We start from the raw sequence: 20,858 nt of genomic DNA, 5'->3' as shown, positions 1-20,858 counted from the left end.
GGTTTTGCTCTGGCCTGCCATGCAGACCCTCCGGCATGCCGGGTAATGGTCACGACATCAGGCGATGCCGCGAATTCTCTGTTCAAAAGAGGCGCGTTTCTCAGCGATACGGCGGGCAGCTGCCGTTCGATTTTCATCTCGGCGCCGCGCTATAGTCGCATCCGCCTCGGCTCGCCACGCATCTAATGAGCGTTTCGCCAGATGAGTGTCTTCGTAAGCGGGGGTGGGAGTGGCAGTGACTTCGAAAAGCTCCGCCTCAAGAATGGTGCGATGAGGTATCGCGCCTGTATCATCCCATTCCTGCTTAGTTACCCGCATTCCGAAGGACATGCCCGTGATGTCACCTCGCTCGACCAGTTCCCATAGATCGTTACCGTCGGTGGTGTTGGGCACATCGATTTCGACGTGAAGCCCGCGGGCATCTTCCTTCAGCCTCAGCGTGTTGCTCTTGGTACGACCCAGCACACGACCAGAATCGTGATGCAGAAGGGCCAGGATGTCGCCGCCCATCGACCCGGAAAATGCGCCGGGTGCAATCCGCTCGACAAAATAGTCGCCGATGGTCGTGTTGCTGTTCCAGATAACCGCGTACCCGGTCAACACACGCTTTTTGTCGTCTGCGCGGGTCTCTACGCCGAGAGACCCACTACGTTTTTCAATTTCGGTCATGCTGCAGCATTTTCCTCAACAGAATTGTCGTTGGCAGGGGGTTGAGCGATCGCCGGTTGCGTCCCCAACGGAACGGTGGCACCCTGAATATGAAGCTGATCCGCCGCCCCGCCCTTGGCTGGCAAGTTTTCCAGAGAACGCACTTCATCTGGTGTCCGGATACCGTTTTGGATTGCCACCCCATAACCGTCCATGCGGCTCTTGAAGTCACCACGGAGAAGCCCGTCCAGATTGTGACGGATGTAACGCGTACCACCCGCGACCTCGAATATCTTCAGGTTCATCTCGTCTTCGAGAGCCTTGGCCCATTGCATGATCAGGTGCTTGACGAGATGCAGATCCTGCTGTTCTGCATTCGAAAAACTAGCATGCGTAAGATCCTGCAAGAATACAGGTGGAAGTTGCCAAGTGCGGGCGATTTCTTCGACCTGAAAGCGGCGCGCGTCGATCATCTGGCCCTTGGCGGGGTCATAGCCAACCTGGGTCAACTTGTGGCCAGGCGGCATTGGAAAGATCGGCTTTTCGCTCTTTCGGGCTTCGTCAATTGCGCGATGAATATCGCCCATCGCCCGTTGCATGGCCGCCCCGCCTTGCGGCAGAGGGCCTTCTAGAGCTAGAGGAGGAACGCCGCCGCCGGCGAAGAAGTTCGACCCGTAGTCATTCATGGCGATGGCAAGCTGAATCGCCTTGGCTGCCTGAGCGATAGGGCCGAAATGTCGAATTCCATCGGCCCGCAACATGAACGGCACGTCTATGACGTCGGCGGCTGGATATTCCTTGTTGTCAAATCGGTAGACAACAGCCAGACCTTTGCGCTTCACGGTGGTTTTGGTCGGGTCCATAGGCCACAAAGCCAAAACTTCTTCTCCCGATCGCTCGATCCAAGCCAGACCACGACCGCCAGTAAAAACCTGCTGCCAAAAGTACTGCCAGAACTTGAAAGCACCCATATCCGAGTTGGGGGCTGTGTTCACAATGGTCTCAAGCTTACCGCCCAGACGCTTGGAACCGCCTTTGCCATCACGATATGCGTGACGAGGCAACGCGGCCATTGTGCGGGAAAGAAATGAAACCGCAGCAAGAACCGCGGGCACGGTCAAGGCGCTTTCGATCGTGACAGATGGAAGGTTGACCGGTTGAACGCCAAAGTAAGCTAGGAAATTTTCAGCACTCACCGGTACACCAGCGTTTTCAGGGCTGGCGCGTTGTTCAATATCGGCTTCTCGTCGCGAACGCGAGAACCGCGGGAATATCCTCATGAGGCTGCTTTCGTTAGAGTAAATTCTGGGTCGTCCCATGGTGATAGCGAGGACTTGACCTCGACAGGTGTATCGGCTGCAAAACCCGTAACCATGGCCAGAGCCACGGCAGCATCGATGCGCACCGATGCTTTGGTTTTCACGAACCATCGATTGTCGAGCGGATCGCGATCGAAGGTGGCGCCCATCAGGGCAGTCATGAGCACTGGATTACGCCGAAGCCTGACGCGACCATCGATAATGGCGTTCTCAAGCTCCGTGACAGATCCTGGCATCCACATGCCTCTAGGCTCGGGTAAACCGGCTGCTTTCGCCGCTTCGATCTTCTTTTCGCTGGCTTTCGCACGAACTTTGCCGCCCTGTGGATGCGGGATGTGCTCGACTTCAACGCCGATTGCGTCCAGTTCCTCGCGGAACTTGTCGTAGGCGTAGCGGTCATAGGCGATGCCTTCGACGTCGAACTCTTGCGATAACTGAGCGACTCGCTGCGCGACGAAGTCGAACCGAATTCGCTTACCCGGCGAGGCATTCAGAAATCCCTGCTCTACCCACACATCGTATGGTGCTTTATCAGCCAGAGCGCGGGCCTTCAGCGTTTCCGCTGGTGTCCATGCTTCAATCCATGCGTCGAACGTCGGCAGCTCGATCGTCGATCCGTCTTCACGCTCCATGGTCTTAGTGCCAGTTTTCACAGCGCAGGCAAGGGCCGTCATATCGCGCGCGGCGGACAAGTCGACGGAAAGGAACAACTGCTTACCGCGATGCTCTTCAATCGGGTCGAAGTCATCCATAACGGCTTCGACAGTCTCGCGTGGCATCCAAGCCTTGTCGGCAGAGGTCCAGACGCAAAAATGCAGCCGAAGAATGCCGTTCAGTTTGCCCGGTATCTGTTTGGCCTGATCAACTACACCGGCCAGATACTTCTCGGTCAAAATCACACCAAGAAGCGGATTAGCCTTCTTCCAGCAAGACTGATCTTCGAGCGGGTCGTCACCCTTGTCCAGAGCGCAGACATAGGCGAATGTCGTGTCGTCGATCACCTCACCGACATAACTGAAGTCGTCATCAGGCGTTTTCGTGCCAGCCGCTACCCGAACCGCGTGCTCATGTTCCTCCCAGCAAACGCTGTTTCGGTCACTGCCCGAATTCGTGATCATGAAAAGCAGCGGCTGCTGTCGAAATTTGAACCCGCGCTCCAGCATTTCCATGACTGAGCGGTCAGGATGTTCGTGCACCTCATCGCACAAAGCGTAGTGCGGTCGGGGGCCACTGCCGGTTTTACCTGCATCCTTGGAAATCGGACGAAAGAATGCCTTTTTCTCAAGAAAGGCGATGTTGAACTCGCGTCCAATGCCGCCGCTGAAGGTTATGCGTTTTGACAGTTTTGGAGCTGCCCTTGCCATTTTAACGGCATCCTGAAAAAGGATCTGGGCCTGCTCCTTTTTCGCGCCGGCTGCATAAATTTGCGCGCCCGCCTCGCCGTCTGACATCAGCCCATAGAGGCCGAGGCCACCTGCAAAGGGTGACTTGCCGTTACCTTTGCCTTCCTCGATATAGACACGGCGAAAACGACGATTGCCGTCTGAATCCACCCAGCCGAAGATCGAGCCCAGCTTGAAAGCCTGTGAGGCATGCAGCTTGAACGGCTTACCGTCGAACTGACCGTCGTTCAGCTTCAGTCGCTCTTCGAAGAACCGCATCGCACGATTGGCTTTAGCGTCATCCCAAAAATAACCGCGTTCATGCGCTTGCGCCAGATCGTCGAAATGGCGTTGGCAGGCGTTCCGGACATGCGGTCCCGCAACTTCAACACCATCGAGCACGGCGCGCGCGTAAGTATTCACGCGGTCAAGCGCCGGCGTCTTAGTCATCTACCAAATCGTCCTTTTCCTCGCCGCTATCCGGCATTGAGACCTTTGTTGCATCGGATGGCGTAGCGCCCATTTGACCGAGACACTGTCGCAGGAGGTTCAACGCCTGTACGCCGACTTCCTCGCCCGCTATGACGCGCGTTCGGATCGTAGTGGCGATTTCCAAGAGCGATCTATGCGAGCCATTCAACCAAGGCAGTTCCTTCGCAAACAAGTTCCAGACTTTGGCCTGCTCGGCATTCATCCATTTCGGCGCCCTACCGATATCGGTCGCCGCTTTCGGTTCTTTCCGTCCCTTGAAGCGGGTCGGGTGCGTAACGTTTCTCCCCTCCGCCTCCGCCTTGGCGAGGGGATTTCTGGGTCTAGCCATGAAATCCTCATCTCAACATCTGAATTGGTTTCGCGTGCGCGTTCGCCCATCGCCGGTTCCCGATGGCCGATGGCCGGAGAGACCGAGATAGCCCCCGGGGGTGTGTTTTTCGGTCACATCAGCCGATGGGCCAGCCCTGCGCGTCGAACCTGATGACGGTCTGGCCGAGGTCTTCACGCTGACCATCACGGTCATGGCAGGGCTTGCAAAGTGATACGAACGGCCCGGTCCAGAAACGGTTCATATCTCCCTTGTGACCACCGTCGCCGTGATGCACGACCGTGGCGGGTTCTACGATCTCCGATTGCAGGCAGTATTCGCAGAGAGGCTGCATTCGAAGCTGGGCTTCGCGGATGCGTCTCCACTTGGCTGACTTATAAAGCGCGCGGTATTTCTTCGCCTCAGCGCTGCGTGGGTCGGTCATTGTGCCGAGCCAAACGTGGGCGGCGCTGGCCGGGGAAGATGGCCACCGAACTCTGCCCATTGCGAAAGGTCATTGATACCACCTTTGCGCGGGCCGAGACGTGCGAAGGAAATCTCGCGCTGAAGTCGACACAAGCCCTTAAGCCTGAATTGCCTGTCAGCTTCCTGCTCATCCGCCGTGGCTATCCGCGGCATCGTCAGTTTGTTTCGCTTGAACGCGGACTCGAGCCTGCGCTGCAGATCATCCAAACGTGGGTCAGTCATGTATCACCTCATGAATTGGGCAGCCGACGCGGTTCATCAATCCGTTCGGCTGTATACGGGCCCATGCCCTTGAAGATTGGTTGCAGGGGTCGGACTTGCACCGACGATCTCAAGGGTGCTGAAACTGTGTGGGCTTGTTTTGCCACGCTATCCAACTGGCGTGCGGTCCGTGGCGCGACCACGTAAGAAGAAACCAAAACACCGGGGAGCGCCGGGGACAGCGCTCAACCCGGTGAGGGCTGCTACAACGGGAGGAGAAACCGTCTTCACAGCTACAGCGTGGGGAAAGGAGCAAACCCACGCTGATCTGAAATAGAAAAAGCCCGGCTTGCGACCGGGCTTTTGAATTGTTTTCTTCTCTCTCTCTTATACCCTTGGGAGCGGGTTTGACGTACACCTCACTATGCGGCGCGCTTGTATTGCTGCGCTTCCAAACGCTCGCGGGCACGCTGCACATTCCGCATGGCCTGCTTCGCCTCTTTCCGCTGGCGCGTTTTGATCTTTTGCCACGCCACACGGAGAGCACCGATGGACGCATAAACAAGTTCCTTGCCGACCGATGATGCTTGACGATGCTTATAGCCTCGGGCCTCGCCGATCTCTGTCAATGTCTTGCCCGCAAGTACCGCGTCCTCGAACGCGTCCAGGCCAATGCCTAGAGACGCACGCAATTCCTCCAGAACGGGTCGCATATCGATTTTCGCGATCATGACATTCTCATTGAATTTCACGGCGAATGGGCGTGCCTTGATATTTGTAGGGTCTTTCCCGACTACCTTTTGCTTTGCTGGAATAGTCCAGTTTGGGTCATCGGAGCCGCGCTTCCGGACTTCCTTGTATTCAATCTCACCGCCAGGCACCGCGTTATCTTGCCATCCTTTGGAAGCAGCTTCGTCTACTTCCTCCACACCGTTTAGCTTTAAGGTTCGATATTCCTTCTCCGCAGATGCATCATATCCATAGTCGGCGCCCTGCAGCGGATTGCTGGCAATCAGGCCGCACAATCCGCGATACAGTTCGACAACCTCGATATCGTCATGGCGATGATCACGGCGGAGTTGCCGCAACAGTTCCCAACCCTGTTGAGGCTCATTGTCATTGGCCGCAGATTCTGCAAGTTCGGCGCGCCGACTGTTTGCTTTTTCCAGTGCCGCGGTCAGGTCTTCTTCGGCTACAACACGCCGATACCAAGCAATCGCCCGGCCGAGTTCACGTTCTTGCGGTGAATGTTCTTCCTTCATTTTCCCCTCCGTCCAAGTTTTGGCGATGCGCACTTTCTGGCCTGAAATACTCCGCCAAGCCGCAGTACGCGGGTCAGTTACTGACGACCGGCGCGTCACCTTGCGCGGCTCAGGCATTGGAAGGCCGTGTTCGTCACGGACCAGTGCGCCGGACTGGTCTCGCAGCCAGCGGGTGCGTGTCCGGTAAGGATTCTGAACCGGTCCGGCTGGAGCCGCAAAAATATTGACCGGTGCCGTGGGGCGCCCAAAGATTGCGCCCTCTCGGCTTTCCTTTAGAGCGAGATGAGTGTCGTGCGCATCCGTAGCAGCGTTCTCAATTCCCATTTCGCGGCGCAGGTATTGTCGCTTAGAGGATAGAGCATTCTTCACGATAAGGCCGTTCTGCATCGCGCTCAGCCAATTGACGTACTGGTGAGGATCTACTTCGATCATCATGTCGCTTGTCGGCTGCCGTAGAACCGCGCTCATGCAGCTTCTCCGTCGCGAAGATCGGGGCGCTGCTTGTGCAATTCCGCACGGGTGATGCGCTTTCCGCGCAAGGCACCGTCATTATGCTGCTCAGTTGCATCCATCGGCTCGGGTGAATAGGCGCTGGTGCCTACACGGCGAGGTTCGCGAAATGGCACCTTTAAATCTGACGCTCGCCAAGCTGCCCGACATGATGCAGTAAGCCGTGCGACCTTGGCCTGTAGTTCCTCCAAAACAGACCGCTGGTGCGTGTCGTTGGACTGACGGCGGTAAGCCGCAGAAATTTGATAGATCGCGCCAAGCAACGCCGCAGATACCCAGGCTTTCGATTGCCAGACTTGAGTGTAGACGGGATTAGCTGGAAGCTCTGATAGCGACCATCCTTCTACAAAGGCAAGTTCGGCCAATCGCTGAAACGGGATGGTCGGGCGGTTTTTGTCTGCTGCCCATTTTTCGGCGATCGTATGCAGTTCCAGGCGCTCTAACTCTGGAACGCCAAAAAGGGCAGCGTGAATATTCTTTTGCAAATGAGACATGTTTGCTCCTCGTGTTGTGGTGTCGGCTGGTGAGGCCAAGAATGATGGTGTGGTGGTTTAATAAATGCGGTGTTAATGAGCCACAGACGGCAAGGCTGTTATTCGCATAACTGGGGGATGGCGTTCCCAGACGCCTTCCCCTACGTAGTAGGGGTAAATTCCGGGAACGCGGGAACGCCTTTAAAATCAATAGCTTATCCGTTCCCGCCGGGTTCCGGGAACGCCGGGAATGGGAACGCTAAGTGATTGAAATCATTAAAAAAGACATTCCCATTCCCGTGGGAACGATGCGTTCCCGGCGTCATCCGGGAACGGGTTTTCGTATCGCCCCGACCCCGAATTCGCCGATGCCAATTGCGAATTGTCCGCCCGGAACATCAAGCCACTTGGGTGTTTTTTCACCCTTGGCTGTAGCCCTGACAATCTCGCCACGGTCTAGCGCGCTGTCGGCGAGTTCGCCCATTTTATGCTTGGACAGTCCACGCAAATCTTCCGGCAAGCGCTCCTTGTTTTCAAACAATCCGGCTTGTCCTGTTTTTGCAAAGGGCTGTCCATCAGCTGCGGCGGCTTCAATGGCTATAACCAATGCTGTACGAAGATCGTCTTGGTCGATGAAATCTCCACCAAGTCGTGCGTTAGCATCGACCAGAAGCCCCGAAGGATTTCGCGAATACGTGGTCAGAATGCGCTTGGCCGCACCGTTTGCCTTCAGAACGCCGCCGTACGCTATACGGTTGAACGTGAACGGGATGCCGATCTGTTTGCATATCGCCTTGCTTTTTTGTTCGTCGCCATACCACAGGCCATATGCAACGCGCACACCGTCAACGATGGCGGTTGTGCCGCGCACCGCTTCGCGGGCATCCGCCAGATTTGCGATCGATTTTGCGCCCTTGTTCATGTGATGCGTGAAAAAAACATTAGCGCCACTCTCTGCCGCCAATGACGCAATCGACGCACAAACGAACTGCCCCGCCGCTGGGTCTTCATTCAATGGCAGAAGTGCCAGCAACTGCAACGGATCCAGAACAACCAGACGGAGATCGGAAAACGACAGCAGTTGGTCTTTCAGACGAGACCAGGCTTCGGTTTCGATAAGCTCTCCCTTCTTCTCGACCCAATAGGGCTGGATCGATGGCGCCGCCGATGGAAGGGGAACTGCAATTAACCGTTCATTGCGCGCGGTCAAGCGGGCCTGTTCCGGGTCGATTGCATGCATACGCCTATGAAGTGCGTTGCGGTCATCCTCGCCCGTGAGAAAGACCGCCGTACCCTCCTGAACAACTTGCCCCCCGAAAATTGGAGAGGCAAAACGAGATGAACCGAACGCCACTCGTCGCGCAAGCTCCAGCATGAGGTAGGATTTACCAACTTCACCCATAGCGGCGATCAGGCCAGGAATTCCCTTTTCGATCACGCCATCGACTAGGTATTCCACCGGAGGCGGTTCACTGGCGTAAATGGACGATGTCCAGTCTCGCAGATTGAGGACTTGCTTACCCTTGGCTGGGTCATTGTCGTTAGACGCCTGTAATTCCGGCGCAGGCTTATCGGGATCGTAGACGACGCTTTTCGTTCCGGGTATGGCCACCATTATGCAGCACCTCCTGCAAAGACCAGCGGTATCCAGCGCTTTGTTTTGTAATGCTTGAGGCTCTTAGCTACCGGCATATCCAGCATGCCGCCATCATAGAGGTAGACAAAGGGTGTGGTGACTGTCGGCGTAATTTCTTCTGCAACTATCATGGCCATCATCGCCTCGACGGCTTCATCCGACATGCCCGGCCATACAACAAGATTAGCGTCGGCAATGATCCAGGTTTTGTCCCCGGCAAACCCGACTATGTCGCGACACATCTCAATTAGCGATATGCCGGAACGGTGCCGCAGGTACGCGGCAATGGCTGACCTGATATTGGTCACTGCGCAGTTAGATTTCATGCCGCTGTCCTCTCTGCTATATCTGCAATATCTTCGCCCACCGTTTCAGAGGCGATAATCGTCACCTCACGGCCTGCCTCATGCCAACGGCGCGCACATTCATCTGCGGCGCGCAGGCCAACGCGGTTCCGGTCATTGTCTGCAAAGATTGTCAGCGCCTCGACACCGTCAATCACTGGAAATCGGCGCATCGTGCCTTCCGACAAGCAGGCCCATACCGGCCCATAACCGAAACGCAGTGCGCCCAGGCCCGTCTCGATTCCTTCACAGATTGACAATCCGGTACTCACCTCATCGTCGCCTGACAGGCGAACAACGCCACCAGCGGCGGCTCCAAGCATCTTCTTGGCTGTACGCTTGCCATCGCGATCGAGAAAAGTGCGATGAATACCGATGGGGACGCCCGTTATAGTATCGGTGATTAATCCGACCATGGCGCGACCACCTGGCCAAAAGCGCAGAGCGTCACCTGCATATGATAGACGGCGCGACCGGAGATATGCTTCAGCCAATGTGCCCGCGATAGGTATGGACCTCGACCAGATATCCGCCGCGGTCTGCTGCTTGCGCAGCTTGTCGACGTCAATCACCGGCAATGGCGTTGCAAATGATACGGGCTGTTCATCGCTCAATCCGAGCCGCGCTTTGACGTAATCACGGCAGTCTCGAAAATCGTCGCCCGCATAGGATGTGACGGTAAAACTGCCGTCTGCCTTGAACACGACCTGCAGACTGCGGTCGCTCTTACTGTGCCCAGGTCCCGGGCATAGAACGCGATTTCCGCGAAAGGTATCACCGCCTAGAATTGCGGCAGCAGATTTAACGTCGATGATTGTCATTGGTGGCAACTGCTTTCCGCTGTGAGACTGCAAGGATGGCGAGTTGATCGGCAAGATCGATCGGCAAAGAGATGGTTTGGCCGATATGATCACGCGGCCCATAAACCCGATGCCCGTTGCGCGTTTCGACCAGTTTTAGCCGGTAAATCTTGACGCCATTCGGGAACTCCGCATCAAACCAAGCGAGCGTGTTCCCCTCGCCGCGACGCGAGGGGGTGATGTTGAAAATTCGTGCGGCCATGGTTACAGAACGCCCGGTGCAAATGCGGACCAACGGCGTGGACCGCGCCGATAAACCGTGTCGTCTTCTTCTCCTGCGACCGTCCTGATAAGCAGCGCCTGCGGGTCTATGCGTTCAAAGAATGCAATGCATCCCGACATATCAGTGCAGGCATCCTCTTCCATAAAGACGGTGCCGGTCTTCGTGTGAAAATCGTAATGGATAGAGTTCACGTAGCACTGCATGCCCTCGTGATAATAAGGTTCATCAGCCATGGTGTTTCCTCGTGTTCAGTAGTGGTGGTTGAAGCATCGGCGACTGCCAGTTCTTCGGCAATCGCAAAGCCACGCATGAATTCCCCATAGGTGATATTGGGAAATCGGTGTTTGATCTGGATGACCGCACTTGCTGGCGGCATCCCGCGATATTCTTCAATCAGAAACTTCGCGAAATCGGCAGCTTGGTCGGTCATGCTGCAGCCGCCGAGCACTTCGCCAGAGTAATAATCCCGTGTAGTCGGCTGGCGAAATCTTCATCGGAGAGCACTGCGCGCTCGGTGAGAAGGTGGTGGCCTCGGCACAGAAGCTCTGCCGAATTATCCGCGAGATAGAGGTCAAGCTTTCGGGTTTTACCGATTGCCAGCATGACGGTAGCAGTGCGGAAATCTGGAAAATTCTTCACGATGTCCGCCAGTTCAATTGGATCTTCGTGATGGTCGATAAATTCTGCAAGACTGTCCGCTTGCTTACGGATGGCGCCTACTGAGTTGTGGTGTTCTGCTGCGATATTCATTCAAGTGCTCCTTCGTGTTTAAGCGCGCAAAAGCCCGTGGCGCGGGCAACTGCGCATGCGGTGGTGGTTTGGTGGTTGGTGTTAGGCGGCGGCTTCGTCTGCCATCGCAGCACGCCTTGCGAGCCAATCCGAAATGTAAATTACATTGTCTGGATTGCCTTTTTCATCAGCAAACGAAATCGGGAAAACTGTCTTGCCCCGCCGGAAACGGTCATCATTAATGTCCCGCAAAGCCGCCCCGTAATCCAGCGCATAGTCGCGTCCTGCAAACTCTTCAAGTAAACTGGATAGCGATATCAGGATATTCGTTTTCTCAAACGCATCATCGACGTAGACCGCAAGCATCCTCGGCCCATCAACCAGTTTTGTGACAAGGCGGATGTCTTCGCGAAATTCCGTTCGCTCGGTCAGCGCAATATCCATGATGATGGAGCGCGCGGCGCGCCATCCTTCAGTCTCGGTGATGCTCGGCATGGTTACGCCACCTGCTTCGCTACAGAGTTCTGATTGTCAGCCTTCATGCCAAAAACGGCACGCTCATTGCGCCATGCATCTAAATCGTCGGTATTATAAATGATGGCGCGACCGAGTTCATAATATTTTGGTCCTCCGCCATAACAGCGCATCTTATCTAAGCTGCTTTTCGATAGGCACAGATATTCTGCAGCTTCCAGAACGCGAACGTTCTTTCCCATATTTTTTCTCCTCGTGTTGTTGGTCGGTGGTGTGGTGGTGGATGCAATATGACACTGTTGCAGTTGTGTTTTTAGGCAAAAAAATGGGATTAATTTGCCTTGTCACTGTTTCGAGACGCTTCGTCGTGCGCTTCCTTCGCGGCGTCATATTCTTTTACCGCTGTTCGGACGTGCGTCTCACTGACTCCGAAATGATCTGCGACTTGTGCGAGCGCTTCTTCCCTTTTCATCTGCTGATCTCGAAGATCGTTATACATTTCTCCAATGTCTAACCAGTATCGGGTGTGCGCCTTCCTTCGTCCGCGCCCGCTCTTTTTAGGCTTGATTAGTTCAGCGGCAATTTTCTGGACTGCCGGGTCGGCATCACCGGATAGCAATCGTTCGACAACCATTGTTTTCGCATCTTCCGTCCTGCCTTCTGATAGAGCGGCTTCGATGGGAATTGCCTGGATGCTGACTACAAACGGAAGTTTAGCCATCACTTGCCCCCTATCTTTGCGGCGATCTGCTCCGCAATCACATCAGCCCCGCGCCGTGCGGCATCGTCCGCTATATGGGCGTATCTAGCCGTTGTTTTTACATCCGCATGCCCGAGCAGTTTTCCAATGACCGGCAGCCCAAGACCAGACCAAGCTCCAACGCTTGCAAAGCTGTGACGAAGATCATGAATCCGAAGCCCCTCAAGGCCAGCGCGTTTCGTTATCGACGCCCACGGACGTTTCAAATCGGCCCTTGGCTTTTCATTCTGCGTTCCAGCGGTATCACTGGCGATCACGTATATTCCGATCCGAGGGATGTTCTCTAGCACCGAAACGGCTGCTGTTGACAGCAAGATTGTGCGCTTTCCAACCTTTGAATCTGGAAGAAATGCGATTCCACGATCCAGATCCAAATCCGACCAGCGCAGATGCAGGATTTCCCTCAAACGGCAGCCCGTCAGCATATAAAGGCGGAAGGCTCCTGTAACTGCAACGCTCATCTTCACGCGCTGCCCTTTAGGAGCGTGCTTCGCATCGCCTGCATTTACTTCCAATCCTATCGTCTCGGCTTCATGCATCGCGTCGCCAAGGCGAACCATTTCAGCTTCACTCAAAAACCGTTCGCGCTCGTTCTCTTCATTTAACTCGATGCCACTTGCTGGATTAAAGCCTTCCGGCACATGACCATTTTTGCCACCCCAGTTAAAAGCCGCGGAAAGCAATTTCATCGATCGGTTTGCGGAAATCTTGGCTGTTTTTGACATTGCGGTGTGCGCGCGCTGGATATCGACCCGCGTCAATGTCACCGCCTTGATAGAACCGAGTTTCGGAGCAATATGCTTGCGCAGCATGGTCCGATAGAATTCCGCAGAGGACGCCTTTTTCTTCTGTGAGACAAACTCATCAATGTATTTTTCGACCAGCTCATGGACCGTTAAGCTAGCTCGCTCCATTGCCCGATCTTTAGCTAAATCCTTGCCCAGTGCCGCATTCGCGATAGCTTTGCGCGCAGCTTCTCGAGCGTCGTTGGCCTTCAATATCCCAACACGTCCGAGTTTGACGCGCTTCTTATTGCCACCTGCTACTGGACGATATTCGGCGAAGTACGTCCCGACGTTTGAAGGGGTCCGATACAGCCCAAAACCGGACAATTCTGTATCGAAATAAAACGTCGTTTTGTTTGGTATCGCAGTGTCCATGAGCTCCGCAACCGCACCAGCCGATATCTTTAACCTCGCCATGTCGACCTTCCGTATAGCCACTATGTAGCCAGACTTTACGTAACAATCATCATTCGGTCAATGGTGCGTCGGTTGGATGATGTTGGATTTTCAATAGCTTGCACTTATCAATCCAACACCATAAATAGCCAGATAACGGTCATTACAAGACTGGGGATCAAGGGGTCGTGGGTTCGAATCCCGCCGCTCCGACCATTTGAAATCAAAGATTTAGCTACCGTCTTTGATTTACCGTGGACGACAAAATAGTCACTTATCGCCACCAAATAATGACGCATCCAGTCGAATGTTCACTCCTGCCCGATATATCGCTCAATTATTGCGTGCCACCCCTCGCTAATATCTTCGGTAGGCAGTCTCGAACGCTTTCCTGAACCTCCCGGGACGCCAGGCCTTTTCCTTTTCGGTAATGGAATGCCACCTCTACAGGTGCCGAAATTTGGGTTGCAGAGGTGTAATTCACCATGCTAGCGCAACGAATGGGTGCATTACTTGGGCTATGGGGACGTTACTAGATGATATTGAAGAGAATGGTCGCGCGCCTTGCAGGGCGCAATGGTGGGATTACGTCTGTTCAGCCGACAGGATTTTTTGACAGTTTCCGCGCACTCGCAGCACTATTCTGCCTGATCTGGCCGTCTTCGATGGCACATGCCATCCAGATTGGACCGGATGACATATCTCTTGTCCGCGGTTTGCCTGGCGACGAAAGAACATTTCATCCACGTAGAGACACCCCAGCCTGGCATTATACATTGCCTTTGGATTGGTCCGCCAACCCGTACAATGATCTAAACTGGCAATCACAACTGCATATGTGGCGGATTATGGATCCGCTACTGACCAGATATTTCAAGGACGGAAACCTCGCTTCCCTGGATTACGCGGCCAAGATTGCGGTTGACTGGCTCCATTGGCATAAATCACAGGAAGCAAGATTCTCTTGGGATGACATGGGGACCGGAATACGTGCTCTCAAGATCGCATTCCTCATCAGCATGATCGATAACGGAAAGCTGTCATCTGACTATCGAGACGAAATGCTCGACCTGGCCCGAGAGCACGCCACTCGTTTGCAAGTCGATAAGTTTATCAACTCCGGGAACCATGGACTATTTCAAGTTTTCGGTCTGAATTTGCTTTGCTCTGTCGTGAATATAATGGAATGCGCCGATGGGCGTCGCTTTGCAGCCGAAAAATTTAAATGGATACTGTCCCATCAGTTTACCCCGCAGGGCGTTCATATGGAGAATTCTCCAACTTACCACCGTTTTGCTATCCGGGTCATCGAAAGACTAGGCGGCGGCGAGCGCTTCAATGATCCAGCTGTCAATGAGCTACTGAAAAAGGCCAAGCAAGTCGAACCGTGGCTGGTTCTCCCAGACGGGAACTGGCCCCCTATAGGAGATAGCGAAGGGAAGGCTGGAGCACCGCAAGCCCTCGCGGGCGGACGGCATGAATGCCTACCGGACAACCGGTGTTTCGCGCTCGCAAATATCGAACAGTCTGGCTACGCAATTGTGCGATCAGATAATCCCCAAGGACCATCCATGCTATTTGTCACGGGGATGGAGCAAGCTCAGCCACACGACCATGCCGATGATTTGAGCTTTGTCCTCTATGAACGTGGGAGGCTGATATTCACCGAAGCCGGAAAATACAGCTATCAAGATGACGCCATGCGCAAATATGCGCTTAGTAAGGAAGCCCATAATACAATTTCTATTGCGGGCCAAAGTATTGGGCCTGACGATACCCTATCAGGAAGTTCCTTGTTAAGCAGCACGAGGGTCGAGGGCGGACAGTTTGTCCTTGAGGGAAAGGCCAAACATCCCAATCTCTTCACGCAGGAGCGTCAAATCCATTATCGCCCTGGCGAAAAGTTAATAATTAAAGATCGCCTTTCCGCGCGCTCCACTTACGATTACGTCAGCAGCCTCTATCTTGCACCCGACTTAGAGCCAATTCTGACAGACAACGGTTTTGAGGTACGCTTTAACAATACTATTATCTCTGCATCACTTTCCGAAGCCGATTGCGCTTTGGAGGTTGTACGCGGGAGAACCGATCCTACTCCTCTCGGTTGGACCACGACATCCTATCTCAAAATGGAACCGACAACAGTGGTTCGTGCCGTATGTCCGGGACGCAATCGGACCATCGGTTGGGAGATTGATCTAATGGATCGAAAACCCGATTAAATTTCTGATGCCCACACAAAAACCGTACGTCATGTCATTGGCATTTCCTTTCCACAAAGAAAAAGCTGGTGAGCGGGCGACGCATAGATCAGATTACCGGCTGTCCGGTCAGCCGAACTTTGTTACCAACACGGAAAACATTGCCGCCAATAAATGGGTTAGCACCCCATGAAATCGCATGGAGAAGAGGCATGAAGAACGTTCTGATCACAGGTGGCAGTCGCGGCATCGGTCGGGCAACGGCGTTGCGCTGCGCAGCCGATGGCTGGTCGATAGCGCTCAATTACGCCGGAAACAGGCAGGCCGCCGATCGGACACTTGAAGCGCTGGCCACATCGGCTCCAGGCGCTCTGGCGATCCAGGGCGACATTTCCAGGGAAGACGATGTCATCTCCATGTTCGACCGCGCCGAGGCCGAGCTAGGCCCGCTCAGGGGCGTCGTTCTCAATGCCGGCATCGTCGCCCAGACCATGCCGCTTGCCGAAATGAGCGCCGAACGCCTGCGCACCATGTTCGACGTCAATGTCTACGGCACCTATCTTTGCGCGAGAGAAGCTGCGCGGCGCCTGCCGCCCGACAGCACGATCGTCATCGTCTCGTCCATGGCGTCGCGTCTCGGATCGCCCTTCGAATATGTGGATTACGCCGGGGCCAAGGGCGCGCTGGATACGCTGACCGTCGGCCTCTCGAAAGAGCTGGCGCCCAAAGCCATCCGCGTGAATGCCGTTCGGCCCGGCCTGATCGATACGGAAATTCATGCCAGCGGCGGCAATCCCGACCGCGCGGCGCGGCTGGGCGCTGCAACACCGATTGGACGCGCCGGAAAGGCGGAGGAAGTCGCCGAAGCTATATTCTGGCTCCTGAACGACGCTCCCGCTTATGTTACCGGTACGTTCATCGACGTCGCGGGCGGACGATAATCTGGAGCGCATCCGAGAAGCGCCCCAGGCTGTGGCGGCGAGTTCTCGCCTGCCCTTGCCTCAAGAGCCGGGAAGCATTATTTGAAAGCTGCGCGGGACGACCCGCGCCTGTGTTCGCATCGGGGACGGCCCCATAGGAAGGGTGTCCCATGACAAAGCCGATCGAACAATCTCCAATGAACTCCATCTTCGGACCGCACTGAAATGGCGTGGTTTTATCTTGCGCTGGCCGGGCTTCTCGAAGTCGTCTGGGCCTATTTCATGAAAAAGTCCGAAGGCTTTTCGCTTTTTACTCCGAGCGCGATCACCATTGTAACGATGATCGGCAGTTTCCTTCTTCTGTCCATCGCCATGCGCAGCCTGCCGCTCGGCACCGCCTATGCAGTCTGGACCGGTATAGGGGCGGTCGGCGCATTTCTGGTGGGCGTGTTCATCCTTGGCGAAGCGGCGACCCTCTTCCGCATCGCCAGCGTGACGCTGATCCTTGCCGGTCTTGTCGGCTTGAAGCTCTCGTCCAACTGAGTTGGGCGACAATGAAAAGGGAGGCCGAAGCCTCCCTTTTTTACGTTCGTTGCAGCCCGGTCAGCGCACCTGATCCAGCAGGCGCTTGCATTCCAGAAGATCGAACAGCGCTTCCTGCAACAGCGAGCGATTGTCCTTCGACGGACGTTTGCCATCCGCACCGATCGGGCCATCTTCCTCGCCCTTCAGAAGACCGAAGAGCTTGCGCGCAGGCTGCGGAGCCTTGATGCCGCTCGGCAGCGCCATTTCGCTGTCCGCCGCCTCTTCCGCCGTGCGCTTTTCCGCTGCGGCCTGTCTCTGACGGGTTATCGCCTCCATGGCCTGAACATCGCCATTCCCAAGCGCGATGATGAACTGCGCATTGTTCTCGCGCAGCAGGCGCTGCACACCCTTGATCGTGTAGCCCTGATCGTAGAGCAGATGGCGGATGCCCTTGAGCAGCTCCACATCGAGCGGGCGATAATAGCGGCGGCCGCCGCCGCGTTTCATGGGCTTGATCTGGGTGAAGCGCGTTTCCCAGAAACGCAGCACGTGCTGCGGAAGATCGAGGGCCTCCGCCACTTCACTGATCGTCCTGAATGCATCAGGGCTCTTGTCCATCCACTTGCCCTTTCCAGTGGTTCGGGCTTCGCCAGCGCGGCGCAGCCTCGCCTGTCCAGATAGTTCAAACTCACTGCCCACGCGAACGCATCCGCAACACGAAAGGCATTTGTCACCAACGGATTTTAAAAGACGGGAGTTAAAAATCTCCGGCGTGCGAGGCACGGCTTAAACGTCATTCAAAACCGGACGGCGTTTAACACAAAAACTCTCTCCAGAAAGCCCCTGGCTGTCCGGAAAACAATACCGGCGAAGCGATTCGCCTCACCACACCTATTATATAATATCAGAGCTTTATAAGCATCCCTTCACACAAGACGGCGGATGCCGCACGGAGTTGCGCCGCCAATCGAGCAAACCGGTCTGGCGAAACAGCACCGGCTCAGTTCACACTGCCATGAAAGGACGTAACCGAATTACCGCCAGCATTGGGTAACCCGACCGAAAAGGCGCGAATCGAAAATGTCGAACGCGGTCAAAAAGAAAATGCCGCCCGAAAGGACAGCATTTGCGATTATTTCTGCTTGCCGGCTTCGCGCTTCTGGTGCTCTTGCAGAATGCGCTGTTTGAGGACGTTCGAAGCCTTGAACGTCATCACACGGCGAGGAAGAATCGGAACCTCCTCGCCCGTTTTCGGGTTGCGGCCAATGCGCTCGTTCTTGTCGCGAACCTGAAATGTCGCGAAAGACGACAATTTCACCGTTTCACCGTTGACGATTGCGTCACAGACTTCATCGAGGATCATCTCGACCAAAGCCGCCGACTCCGTTCTGGAAAGGCCTACCTTACGGTAGACAGCCTCTGCCAGATCAGCTCGCGTGACCGTCTTACCTCCCATGACCGAACCTGCCTGGTTAGCGTTTGAACAGATAATATCCTTACGTGACAGGACGTTACACAAATAAAAGCGTAACGGTCAAGCCGCGAGTTCCATCGCGGCGGATCAAATTTGTTGCTTAAGGTCAGTACCTGTCAATTTGGTGAAATTGGTTTGAGGCCATCCGTTTGGATGCAAGGAGAAAAGGCGAAGGAAATGTGTCCATTTCCTTCGCCTTTTCGTGCATGTAGCCGGGGCGGATGGACCCTACCAGCGCAGCAGGACCGCGCCCCAGGTAAATCCGCCGCCCATCGCTTCGAGCAGAACGAGGTCGCCCTTCTTGATGCGGCCATCGGCGACGGCGGTCGCAAGCGCCAGCGGAACCGATGCGGCGGACGTATTGCCGTGGCGGTCAACGGTGATGACAACCTTGTCTTCGGCAATGTTCAGCTTTCTGGCAGACGCGTCGATGATGCGTTTATTGGCCTGATGCGGGACGAACCAGTCGATATCCTCGGCGGTCAGGCCGGTTTCCGCGAAGGAAGCCTCGATCACGTCGGTAATCATGCCGACGGCATGTTTGAAGACTTCCCGGCCTTCCATGCGCAGATGTCCGACAGTCTGCGTGGTCGACGGACCGCCGTCGACATAGAGCTTTTCCTTGTGATTGCCGTCCGAACGCAGATTGGCGGCCAGAACGCCGCGATCCGAGGTCAGGCCGTTGCCTTCCGCCGCTTCGAGAACCAGCGCGCCCGCACCGTCGCCGAACAGGACGCAGGTGGTGCGGTCGGTCCAGTCGAGGATGCGTGAGAAGGTTTCGGCACCGATGACCAGAACGCGTCTGGCCATGCCACCGCGGATATAGAGGTCCGCGGTCGTGAGCGCGTAGATGAAGCCGCTACAGACGGCCTGCATGTCGAAGGCAAAGCCTCTGGTGATGCCAAGCTCGCGCTGGATTTCCACAGAACTTGCCGGAAACGTATTGTTCGGCGTGGAGGTCGCCAGAAGAACGAGATCAATATCTTCCGGCTGCAAACCGGCGTTTTCGATTGCCGCGCGCGCTGCCGCCGCGCCGAGCGAAACCGTGGTTTCGCCGTCACTGGCGATGTGGCGTTCGCGGATGCCCGTGCGCTGCACGATCCACTCGTCCGAGGTTTCAACGATACCTTCGAAGTCGGTATTCTTCATGACCCGCTTCGGCAATGCCGAACCGATACCCCGCACGACAGATCTTATCATCTCTTATTTCCTGTCCTCTTATGCGATCACTGCGACGGAGACTTCCCCGCACGGTCGCGAATTCTGGCTCAACCCGGAGCGGTTCCGGTCAAACGGAATCGTCGGAACCGCTCTATTTATTTGTTTGTCGCATTATCCGACGCAAAACCGCTTCACACTTTTGCTGGAAATGCTCCGCTGGCAAAAAGTTACTTCGCCGCTGCCCCGCCCTCATTGGACGAAACATGCGGATGACTGTGGTGGAAATGAGCCAGATCGGCCTCGATCTTTTCCAGAAGGCGATTTCTCACCATGTCATAGCCAACTTCCACTGCCGAACAGAAGCCCTCGGCGTTCGCGCCGCCATGGCTTTTGATGACCACGCCGCTCAAACCCAGAAAGACGCCGCCATTGACCTTGTTCGGGTCCATTTTCTCGCGCAGGCGGTCGAAAGCGCCTTTGGCGAAAACGTAGCCGATCTTGGCAAGCAGCGTGCGGCTCATGGCCTGACGCAGCATCGTTGCCATCTGGCGGGCAGTGCCTTCGGCGGTCTTGAGCGCGATATTGCCGGTGAAACCCTCGGTCACGACAACATCCACGGTGCCCTTGCCGATATCGTTGCCTTCCACGAAACCGGCATATTCCAGTCCTGCCAGCGGTGTGTCGCGCAGAATCTGGCCCGCTTCCTTGATCTCGTCGAGGCCCTTCACTTCTTCCGTACCGACATTCAGCAGGCCGACCGTCGGCTTGCGCACTTCGAACAATGCCCGCGCCATGCCCGCGCCCATGACGGCGTAATCGACAAGCTGGCGGGCATCCGCGCCGATGGTGGCGCCAATGTCGAGCACGATGCTCTCGCCGCGCAGTGTCGGCCATATACCGGCGATTGCCGGACGCTCGACATCCGACATCATGCGCAGGCAGAATTTGGACATGGCCATCAGCGCGCCGGTATTGCCCGCCGAAACGCAGACATCGGCATCGCCGGTCTTCACCGCCTCGATGGCCTGCCACATGGAAGATTTGCCGCGTCCGGCGCGCAGGGCCTGGCTCGGCTTGTCGTCCATGCTGATGGCCACCTGGCTGGCGCGGAACTCCGATGCAGCCTTCAGTTTCGGATAGCGTGCCAGCACCGGCTCCACCTGAGCGGGGAGACCGAAGAAGATGAAGCGGATGTCAGGATGACGCTCAAGCGCCTTCGCCGCGCCGGGGATGACCACTTCCGGGCCGAAATCACCGCCCATGGCGTCAATCGAAATTTTGATCACTCTT

At 55.6% G+C, this 20,858-nt stretch carries 26 protein-coding genes; 4 read left to right on the top strand and 22 right to left on the bottom strand.

Going from position 1 to position 20,858, the window contains the following annotated elements; genetic code table 11:
* Positions 1–57 precede the first annotated feature (57 nt).
* From FHS76_RS06430 to FHS76_RS06410, 5 genes are all read right to left on the bottom strand, one after another.
* Positions 58–669, bottom strand: coding sequence for an HK97 family phage prohead protease (locus FHS76_RS06430; RefSeq protein ID WP_183649747.1), 612 nt, complete (start codon positions 667–669; stop codon positions 58–60).
* On the bottom strand, positions 666–1,928 hold the full coding sequence (locus FHS76_RS06425; RefSeq protein ID WP_183649745.1) for a phage portal protein: 1,263 nt from the start codon (positions 1,926–1,928) through the stop codon (positions 666–668). The genes FHS76_RS06430 and FHS76_RS06425 overlap by 4 nt, the downstream gene beginning before the upstream one ends.
* Positions 1,925–3,799 (bottom strand): terminase large subunit, encoded by a 1,875-nt coding sequence (locus FHS76_RS06420; RefSeq protein WP_183649742.1) that lies wholly within the window; start codon positions 3,797–3,799, stop codon positions 1,925–1,927. Before FHS76_RS06420 ends, FHS76_RS06425 begins: the two co-directional genes overlap by 4 nt.
* The gene (locus tag FHS76_RS06415) at positions 3,792–4,169 is read right to left on the bottom strand and encodes a hypothetical protein (protein ID WP_183649739.1); all 378 of its coding nucleotides are present in this window, start codon (positions 4,167–4,169) and stop codon (positions 3,792–3,794) included. Before FHS76_RS06415 ends, FHS76_RS06420 begins: the two co-directional genes overlap by 8 nt.
* Before the next feature lie 118 nt (positions 4,170–4,287).
* Positions 4,288–4,593 (bottom strand): HNH endonuclease, encoded by a 306-nt coding sequence (locus FHS76_RS06410; RefSeq protein WP_183649736.1) that lies wholly within the window; start codon positions 4,591–4,593, stop codon positions 4,288–4,290.
* A gap of 38 nt (positions 4,594–4,631) precedes the next feature.
* On the opposite strand from FHS76_RS06410, the gene FHS76_RS06405 reads away from it, so the two are divergent.
* Positions 4,632–5,042 carry a hypothetical protein gene (locus FHS76_RS06405; RefSeq protein ID WP_183649734.1) on the top strand — a complete coding sequence of 137 codons (411 nt, stop codon included), beginning with the start codon at positions 4,632–4,634 and terminating at the stop codon, positions 5,040–5,042.
* A gap of 215 nt (positions 5,043–5,257) precedes the next feature.
* On the opposite strand, the gene FHS76_RS06400 is transcribed toward FHS76_RS06405, so the two are convergent.
* The 13 genes from FHS76_RS06400 to FHS76_RS06340 form a co-directional block, all read right to left on the bottom strand.
* A complete protein-coding gene (locus tag FHS76_RS06400; protein ID WP_183649730.1) occupies positions 5,258–6,565 on the bottom strand; it encodes a hypothetical protein in 1,308 nt (435 codons plus the stop codon).
* Positions 6,562–7,101, bottom strand: a complete 540-nt coding sequence (locus FHS76_RS06395; protein ID WP_183649727.1) for a hypothetical protein — start codon at positions 7,099–7,101, stop codon at positions 6,562–6,564. Before FHS76_RS06395 ends, FHS76_RS06400 begins: the two co-directional genes overlap by 4 nt.
* A 301-nt stretch (positions 7,102–7,402) precedes the next feature.
* Positions 7,403–8,695: an AAA family ATPase gene (locus FHS76_RS06390; protein ID WP_183649724.1), complete on the bottom strand. Its 1,293-nt coding sequence runs from the start codon at positions 8,693–8,695 to the stop codon at positions 7,403–7,405.
* A complete protein-coding gene (locus FHS76_RS06385; RefSeq protein ID WP_183649721.1) occupies positions 8,695–9,042 on the bottom strand; it encodes a hypothetical protein in 348 nt (115 codons plus the stop codon). Before FHS76_RS06385 ends, FHS76_RS06390 begins: the two co-directional genes overlap by 1 nt.
* Positions 9,039–9,881, bottom strand: a complete 843-nt coding sequence (locus FHS76_RS06380) for a DUF7146 domain-containing protein (RefSeq protein WP_183649718.1) — start codon at positions 9,879–9,881, stop codon at positions 9,039–9,041. Before FHS76_RS06380 ends, FHS76_RS06385 begins: the two co-directional genes overlap by 4 nt.
* Entirely contained in the window at positions 9,862–10,122 is a 261-nt protein-coding gene (locus FHS76_RS06375) for a hypothetical protein (protein WP_138725399.1), read from the bottom strand. Before FHS76_RS06375 ends, FHS76_RS06380 begins: the two co-directional genes overlap by 20 nt.
* A 2-nt stretch (positions 10,123–10,124) precedes the next feature.
* Positions 10,125–10,376: a hypothetical protein gene (locus FHS76_RS06370; RefSeq protein WP_183649715.1), complete on the bottom strand. Its 252-nt coding sequence runs from the start codon at positions 10,374–10,376 to the stop codon at positions 10,125–10,127.
* Positions 10,331–10,573, bottom strand: a complete 243-nt coding sequence (locus FHS76_RS06365) for a hypothetical protein (RefSeq protein ID WP_183649712.1) — start codon at positions 10,571–10,573, stop codon at positions 10,331–10,333. Before FHS76_RS06365 ends, FHS76_RS06370 begins: the two co-directional genes overlap by 46 nt.
* Positions 10,570–10,893 (bottom strand): hypothetical protein, encoded by a 324-nt coding sequence (locus FHS76_RS06360; protein WP_183649709.1) that lies wholly within the window; start codon positions 10,891–10,893, stop codon positions 10,570–10,572. Before FHS76_RS06360 ends, FHS76_RS06365 begins: the two co-directional genes overlap by 4 nt.
* Before the next feature lie 81 nt (positions 10,894–10,974).
* Positions 10,975–11,367, bottom strand: a complete 393-nt coding sequence (locus FHS76_RS06355) for a hypothetical protein (RefSeq protein ID WP_183649706.1) — start codon at positions 11,365–11,367, stop codon at positions 10,975–10,977.
* A 2-nt stretch (positions 11,368–11,369) separates the two neighbouring features.
* On the bottom strand, positions 11,370–11,588 hold the full coding sequence (locus FHS76_RS06350; RefSeq protein WP_183649702.1) for a helix-turn-helix transcriptional regulator: 219 nt from the start codon (positions 11,586–11,588) through the stop codon (positions 11,370–11,372).
* An 89-nt stretch (positions 11,589–11,677) separates the two neighbouring features.
* Positions 11,678–12,067 (bottom strand): hypothetical protein, encoded by a 390-nt coding sequence (locus FHS76_RS06345; protein WP_183649699.1) that lies wholly within the window; start codon positions 12,065–12,067, stop codon positions 11,678–11,680.
* Complete coding sequence (locus FHS76_RS06340) at positions 12,067–13,308, bottom strand: tyrosine-type recombinase/integrase (RefSeq protein WP_183649696.1); 1,242 nt, start codon at positions 13,306–13,308, stop codon at positions 12,067–12,069. Before FHS76_RS06340 ends, FHS76_RS06345 begins: the two co-directional genes overlap by 1 nt.
* Before the next feature lie 515 nt (positions 13,309–13,823).
* Here FHS76_RS06340 and FHS76_RS06335 point away from each other — a divergent pair.
* From FHS76_RS06335 to sugE, 3 genes are all read left to right on the top strand, one after another.
* The gene (locus tag FHS76_RS06335) at positions 13,824–15,509 is read left to right on the top strand and encodes a heparinase II/III domain-containing protein (RefSeq protein ID WP_183649693.1); all 1,686 of its coding nucleotides are present in this window, start codon (positions 13,824–13,826) and stop codon (positions 15,507–15,509) included.
* Positions 15,510–15,700: 191 nt separating this feature from the next.
* Entirely contained in the window at positions 15,701–16,429 is a 729-nt protein-coding gene (locus FHS76_RS06330; RefSeq protein ID WP_183649690.1) for an SDR family oxidoreductase, read from the top strand.
* Between the two features lie 204 nt (positions 16,430–16,633).
* Positions 16,634–16,951, top strand: a complete 318-nt coding sequence (gene sugE, locus FHS76_RS06325; RefSeq protein ID WP_183649687.1) for a quaternary ammonium compound efflux SMR transporter SugE — start codon at positions 16,634–16,636, stop codon at positions 16,949–16,951.
* A 60-nt stretch (positions 16,952–17,011) separates the two neighbouring features.
* Here the strand turns inward: sugE and FHS76_RS06320 are convergent, their stop codons facing one another.
* From FHS76_RS06320 to plsX, 4 genes are all read right to left on the bottom strand, one after another.
* Positions 17,012–17,551 carry a MerR family transcriptional regulator gene (locus tag FHS76_RS06320; protein ID WP_183649684.1) on the bottom strand — a complete coding sequence of 180 codons (540 nt, stop codon included), beginning with the start codon at positions 17,549–17,551 and terminating at the stop codon, positions 17,012–17,014.
* 514 nt (positions 17,552–18,065) lie between these two features.
* The gene (locus FHS76_RS06315) at positions 18,066–18,389 is read right to left on the bottom strand and encodes an integration host factor subunit alpha (RefSeq protein ID WP_183649682.1); all 324 of its coding nucleotides are present in this window, start codon (positions 18,387–18,389) and stop codon (positions 18,066–18,068) included.
* A gap of 246 nt (positions 18,390–18,635) precedes the next feature.
* The gene (locus tag FHS76_RS06310; RefSeq protein ID WP_183649681.1) at positions 18,636–19,607 is read right to left on the bottom strand and encodes a beta-ketoacyl-ACP synthase III; all 972 of its coding nucleotides are present in this window, start codon (positions 19,605–19,607) and stop codon (positions 18,636–18,638) included.
* A gap of 188 nt (positions 19,608–19,795) precedes the next feature.
* Positions 19,796–20,854, bottom strand: a complete 1,059-nt coding sequence (gene plsX, locus FHS76_RS06300) for a phosphate acyltransferase PlsX (protein WP_183649679.1) — start codon at positions 20,852–20,854, stop codon at positions 19,796–19,798.
* Positions 20,855–20,858: the final 4 nt, after the last annotated feature.

It is taken from the genome of Brucella daejeonensis, from assembly GCF_014199265.1.
Taxonomy (GTDB): domain Bacteria; phylum Pseudomonadota; class Alphaproteobacteria; order Rhizobiales; family Rhizobiaceae; genus Brucella; species Brucella daejeonensis.
This window is presented reverse-complemented; position numbering and strand designations above follow the sequence as displayed.

Excerpts from the sequence above, each read along its gene's own strand:
- FHS76_RS06385 (WP_183649721.1), bottom strand. The coding sequence starts at position 9,042 with ATGAAATCTAACTGCGCAGTGACCAATATCAGGTCAGCCATTGCCGCG.
- FHS76_RS06345 (WP_183649699.1), bottom strand. The coding sequence starts at position 12,067 with ATGGCTAAACTTCCGTTTGTAGTCAGCATCCAGGCAATTCCCATCGAA.
- FHS76_RS06400 (WP_183649730.1), bottom strand. The coding sequence starts at position 6,565 with ATGAGCGCGGTTCTACGGCAGCCGACAAGCGACATGATGATCGAAGTA.
- FHS76_RS06350 (WP_183649702.1), bottom strand. The coding sequence starts at position 11,588 with ATGGGAAAGAACGTTCGCGTTCTGGAAGCTGCAGAATATCTGTGCCTA.
- FHS76_RS06425 (WP_183649745.1), bottom strand. The coding sequence starts at position 1,928 with ATGAGGATATTCCCGCGGTTCTCGCGTTCGCGACGAGAAGCCGATATT.
- FHS76_RS06355 (WP_183649706.1), bottom strand. The coding sequence starts at position 11,367 with ATGCCGAGCATCACCGAGACTGAAGGATGGCGCGCCGCGCGCTCCATC.
- FHS76_RS06340 (WP_183649696.1), bottom strand. The coding sequence starts at position 13,308 with ATGGCGAGGTTAAAGATATCGGCTGGTGCGGTTGCGGAGCTCATGGAC.
- FHS76_RS06315 (WP_183649682.1), bottom strand. The coding sequence starts at position 18,389 with ATGGGAGGTAAGACGGTCACGCGAGCTGATCTGGCAGAGGCTGTCTAC.
- sugE (WP_183649687.1), top strand. The coding sequence starts at position 16,634 with ATGGCGTGGTTTTATCTTGCGCTGGCCGGGCTTCTCGAAGTCGTCTGG.
- FHS76_RS06335 (WP_183649693.1), top strand. The coding sequence starts at position 13,824 with ATGATATTGAAGAGAATGGTCGCGCGCCTTGCAGGGCGCAATGGTGGG.
- FHS76_RS06360 (WP_183649709.1), bottom strand. The coding sequence starts at position 10,893 with ATGAATATCGCAGCAGAACACCACAACTCAGTAGGCGCCATCCGTAAG.
- FHS76_RS06415 (WP_183649739.1), bottom strand. The coding sequence starts at position 4,169 with ATGGCTAGACCCAGAAATCCCCTCGCCAAGGCGGAGGCGGAGGGGAGA.
- FHS76_RS06310 (WP_183649681.1), bottom strand. The coding sequence starts at position 19,607 with ATGATAAGATCTGTCGTGCGGGGTATCGGTTCGGCATTGCCGAAGCGG.
- FHS76_RS06395 (WP_183649727.1), bottom strand. The coding sequence starts at position 7,101 with ATGTCTCATTTGCAAAAGAATATTCACGCTGCCCTTTTTGGCGTTCCA.
- FHS76_RS06420 (WP_183649742.1), bottom strand. The coding sequence starts at position 3,799 with ATGACTAAGACGCCGGCGCTTGACCGCGTGAATACTTACGCGCGCGCC.
- FHS76_RS06330 (WP_183649690.1), top strand. The coding sequence starts at position 15,701 with ATGAAGAACGTTCTGATCACAGGTGGCAGTCGCGGCATCGGTCGGGCA.
- FHS76_RS06405 (WP_183649734.1), top strand. The coding sequence starts at position 4,632 with ATGGCCACCGAACTCTGCCCATTGCGAAAGGTCATTGATACCACCTTT.
- FHS76_RS06370 (WP_183649715.1), bottom strand. The coding sequence starts at position 10,376 with ATGGCTGATGAACCTTATTATCACGAGGGCATGCAGTGCTACGTGAAC.
- FHS76_RS06410 (WP_183649736.1), bottom strand. The coding sequence starts at position 4,593 with ATGACCGACCCACGCAGCGCTGAGGCGAAGAAATACCGCGCGCTTTAT.
- FHS76_RS06430 (WP_183649747.1), bottom strand. The coding sequence starts at position 669 with ATGACCGAAATTGAAAAACGTAGTGGGTCTCTCGGCGTAGAGACCCGC.
- FHS76_RS06320 (WP_183649684.1), bottom strand. The coding sequence starts at position 17,551 with ATGGACAAGAGCCCTGATGCATTCAGGACGATCAGTGAAGTGGCGGAG.
- FHS76_RS06380 (WP_183649718.1), bottom strand. The coding sequence starts at position 9,881 with ATGACAATCATCGACGTTAAATCTGCTGCCGCAATTCTAGGCGGTGAT.
- FHS76_RS06375 (WP_138725399.1), bottom strand. The coding sequence starts at position 10,122 with ATGGCCGCACGAATTTTCAACATCACCCCCTCGCGTCGCGGCGAGGGG.
- FHS76_RS06365 (WP_183649712.1), bottom strand. The coding sequence starts at position 10,573 with ATGACCGACCAAGCTGCCGATTTCGCGAAGTTTCTGATTGAAGAATAT.
- FHS76_RS06390 (WP_183649724.1), bottom strand. The coding sequence starts at position 8,695 with ATGGTGGCCATACCCGGAACGAAAAGCGTCGTCTACGATCCCGATAAG.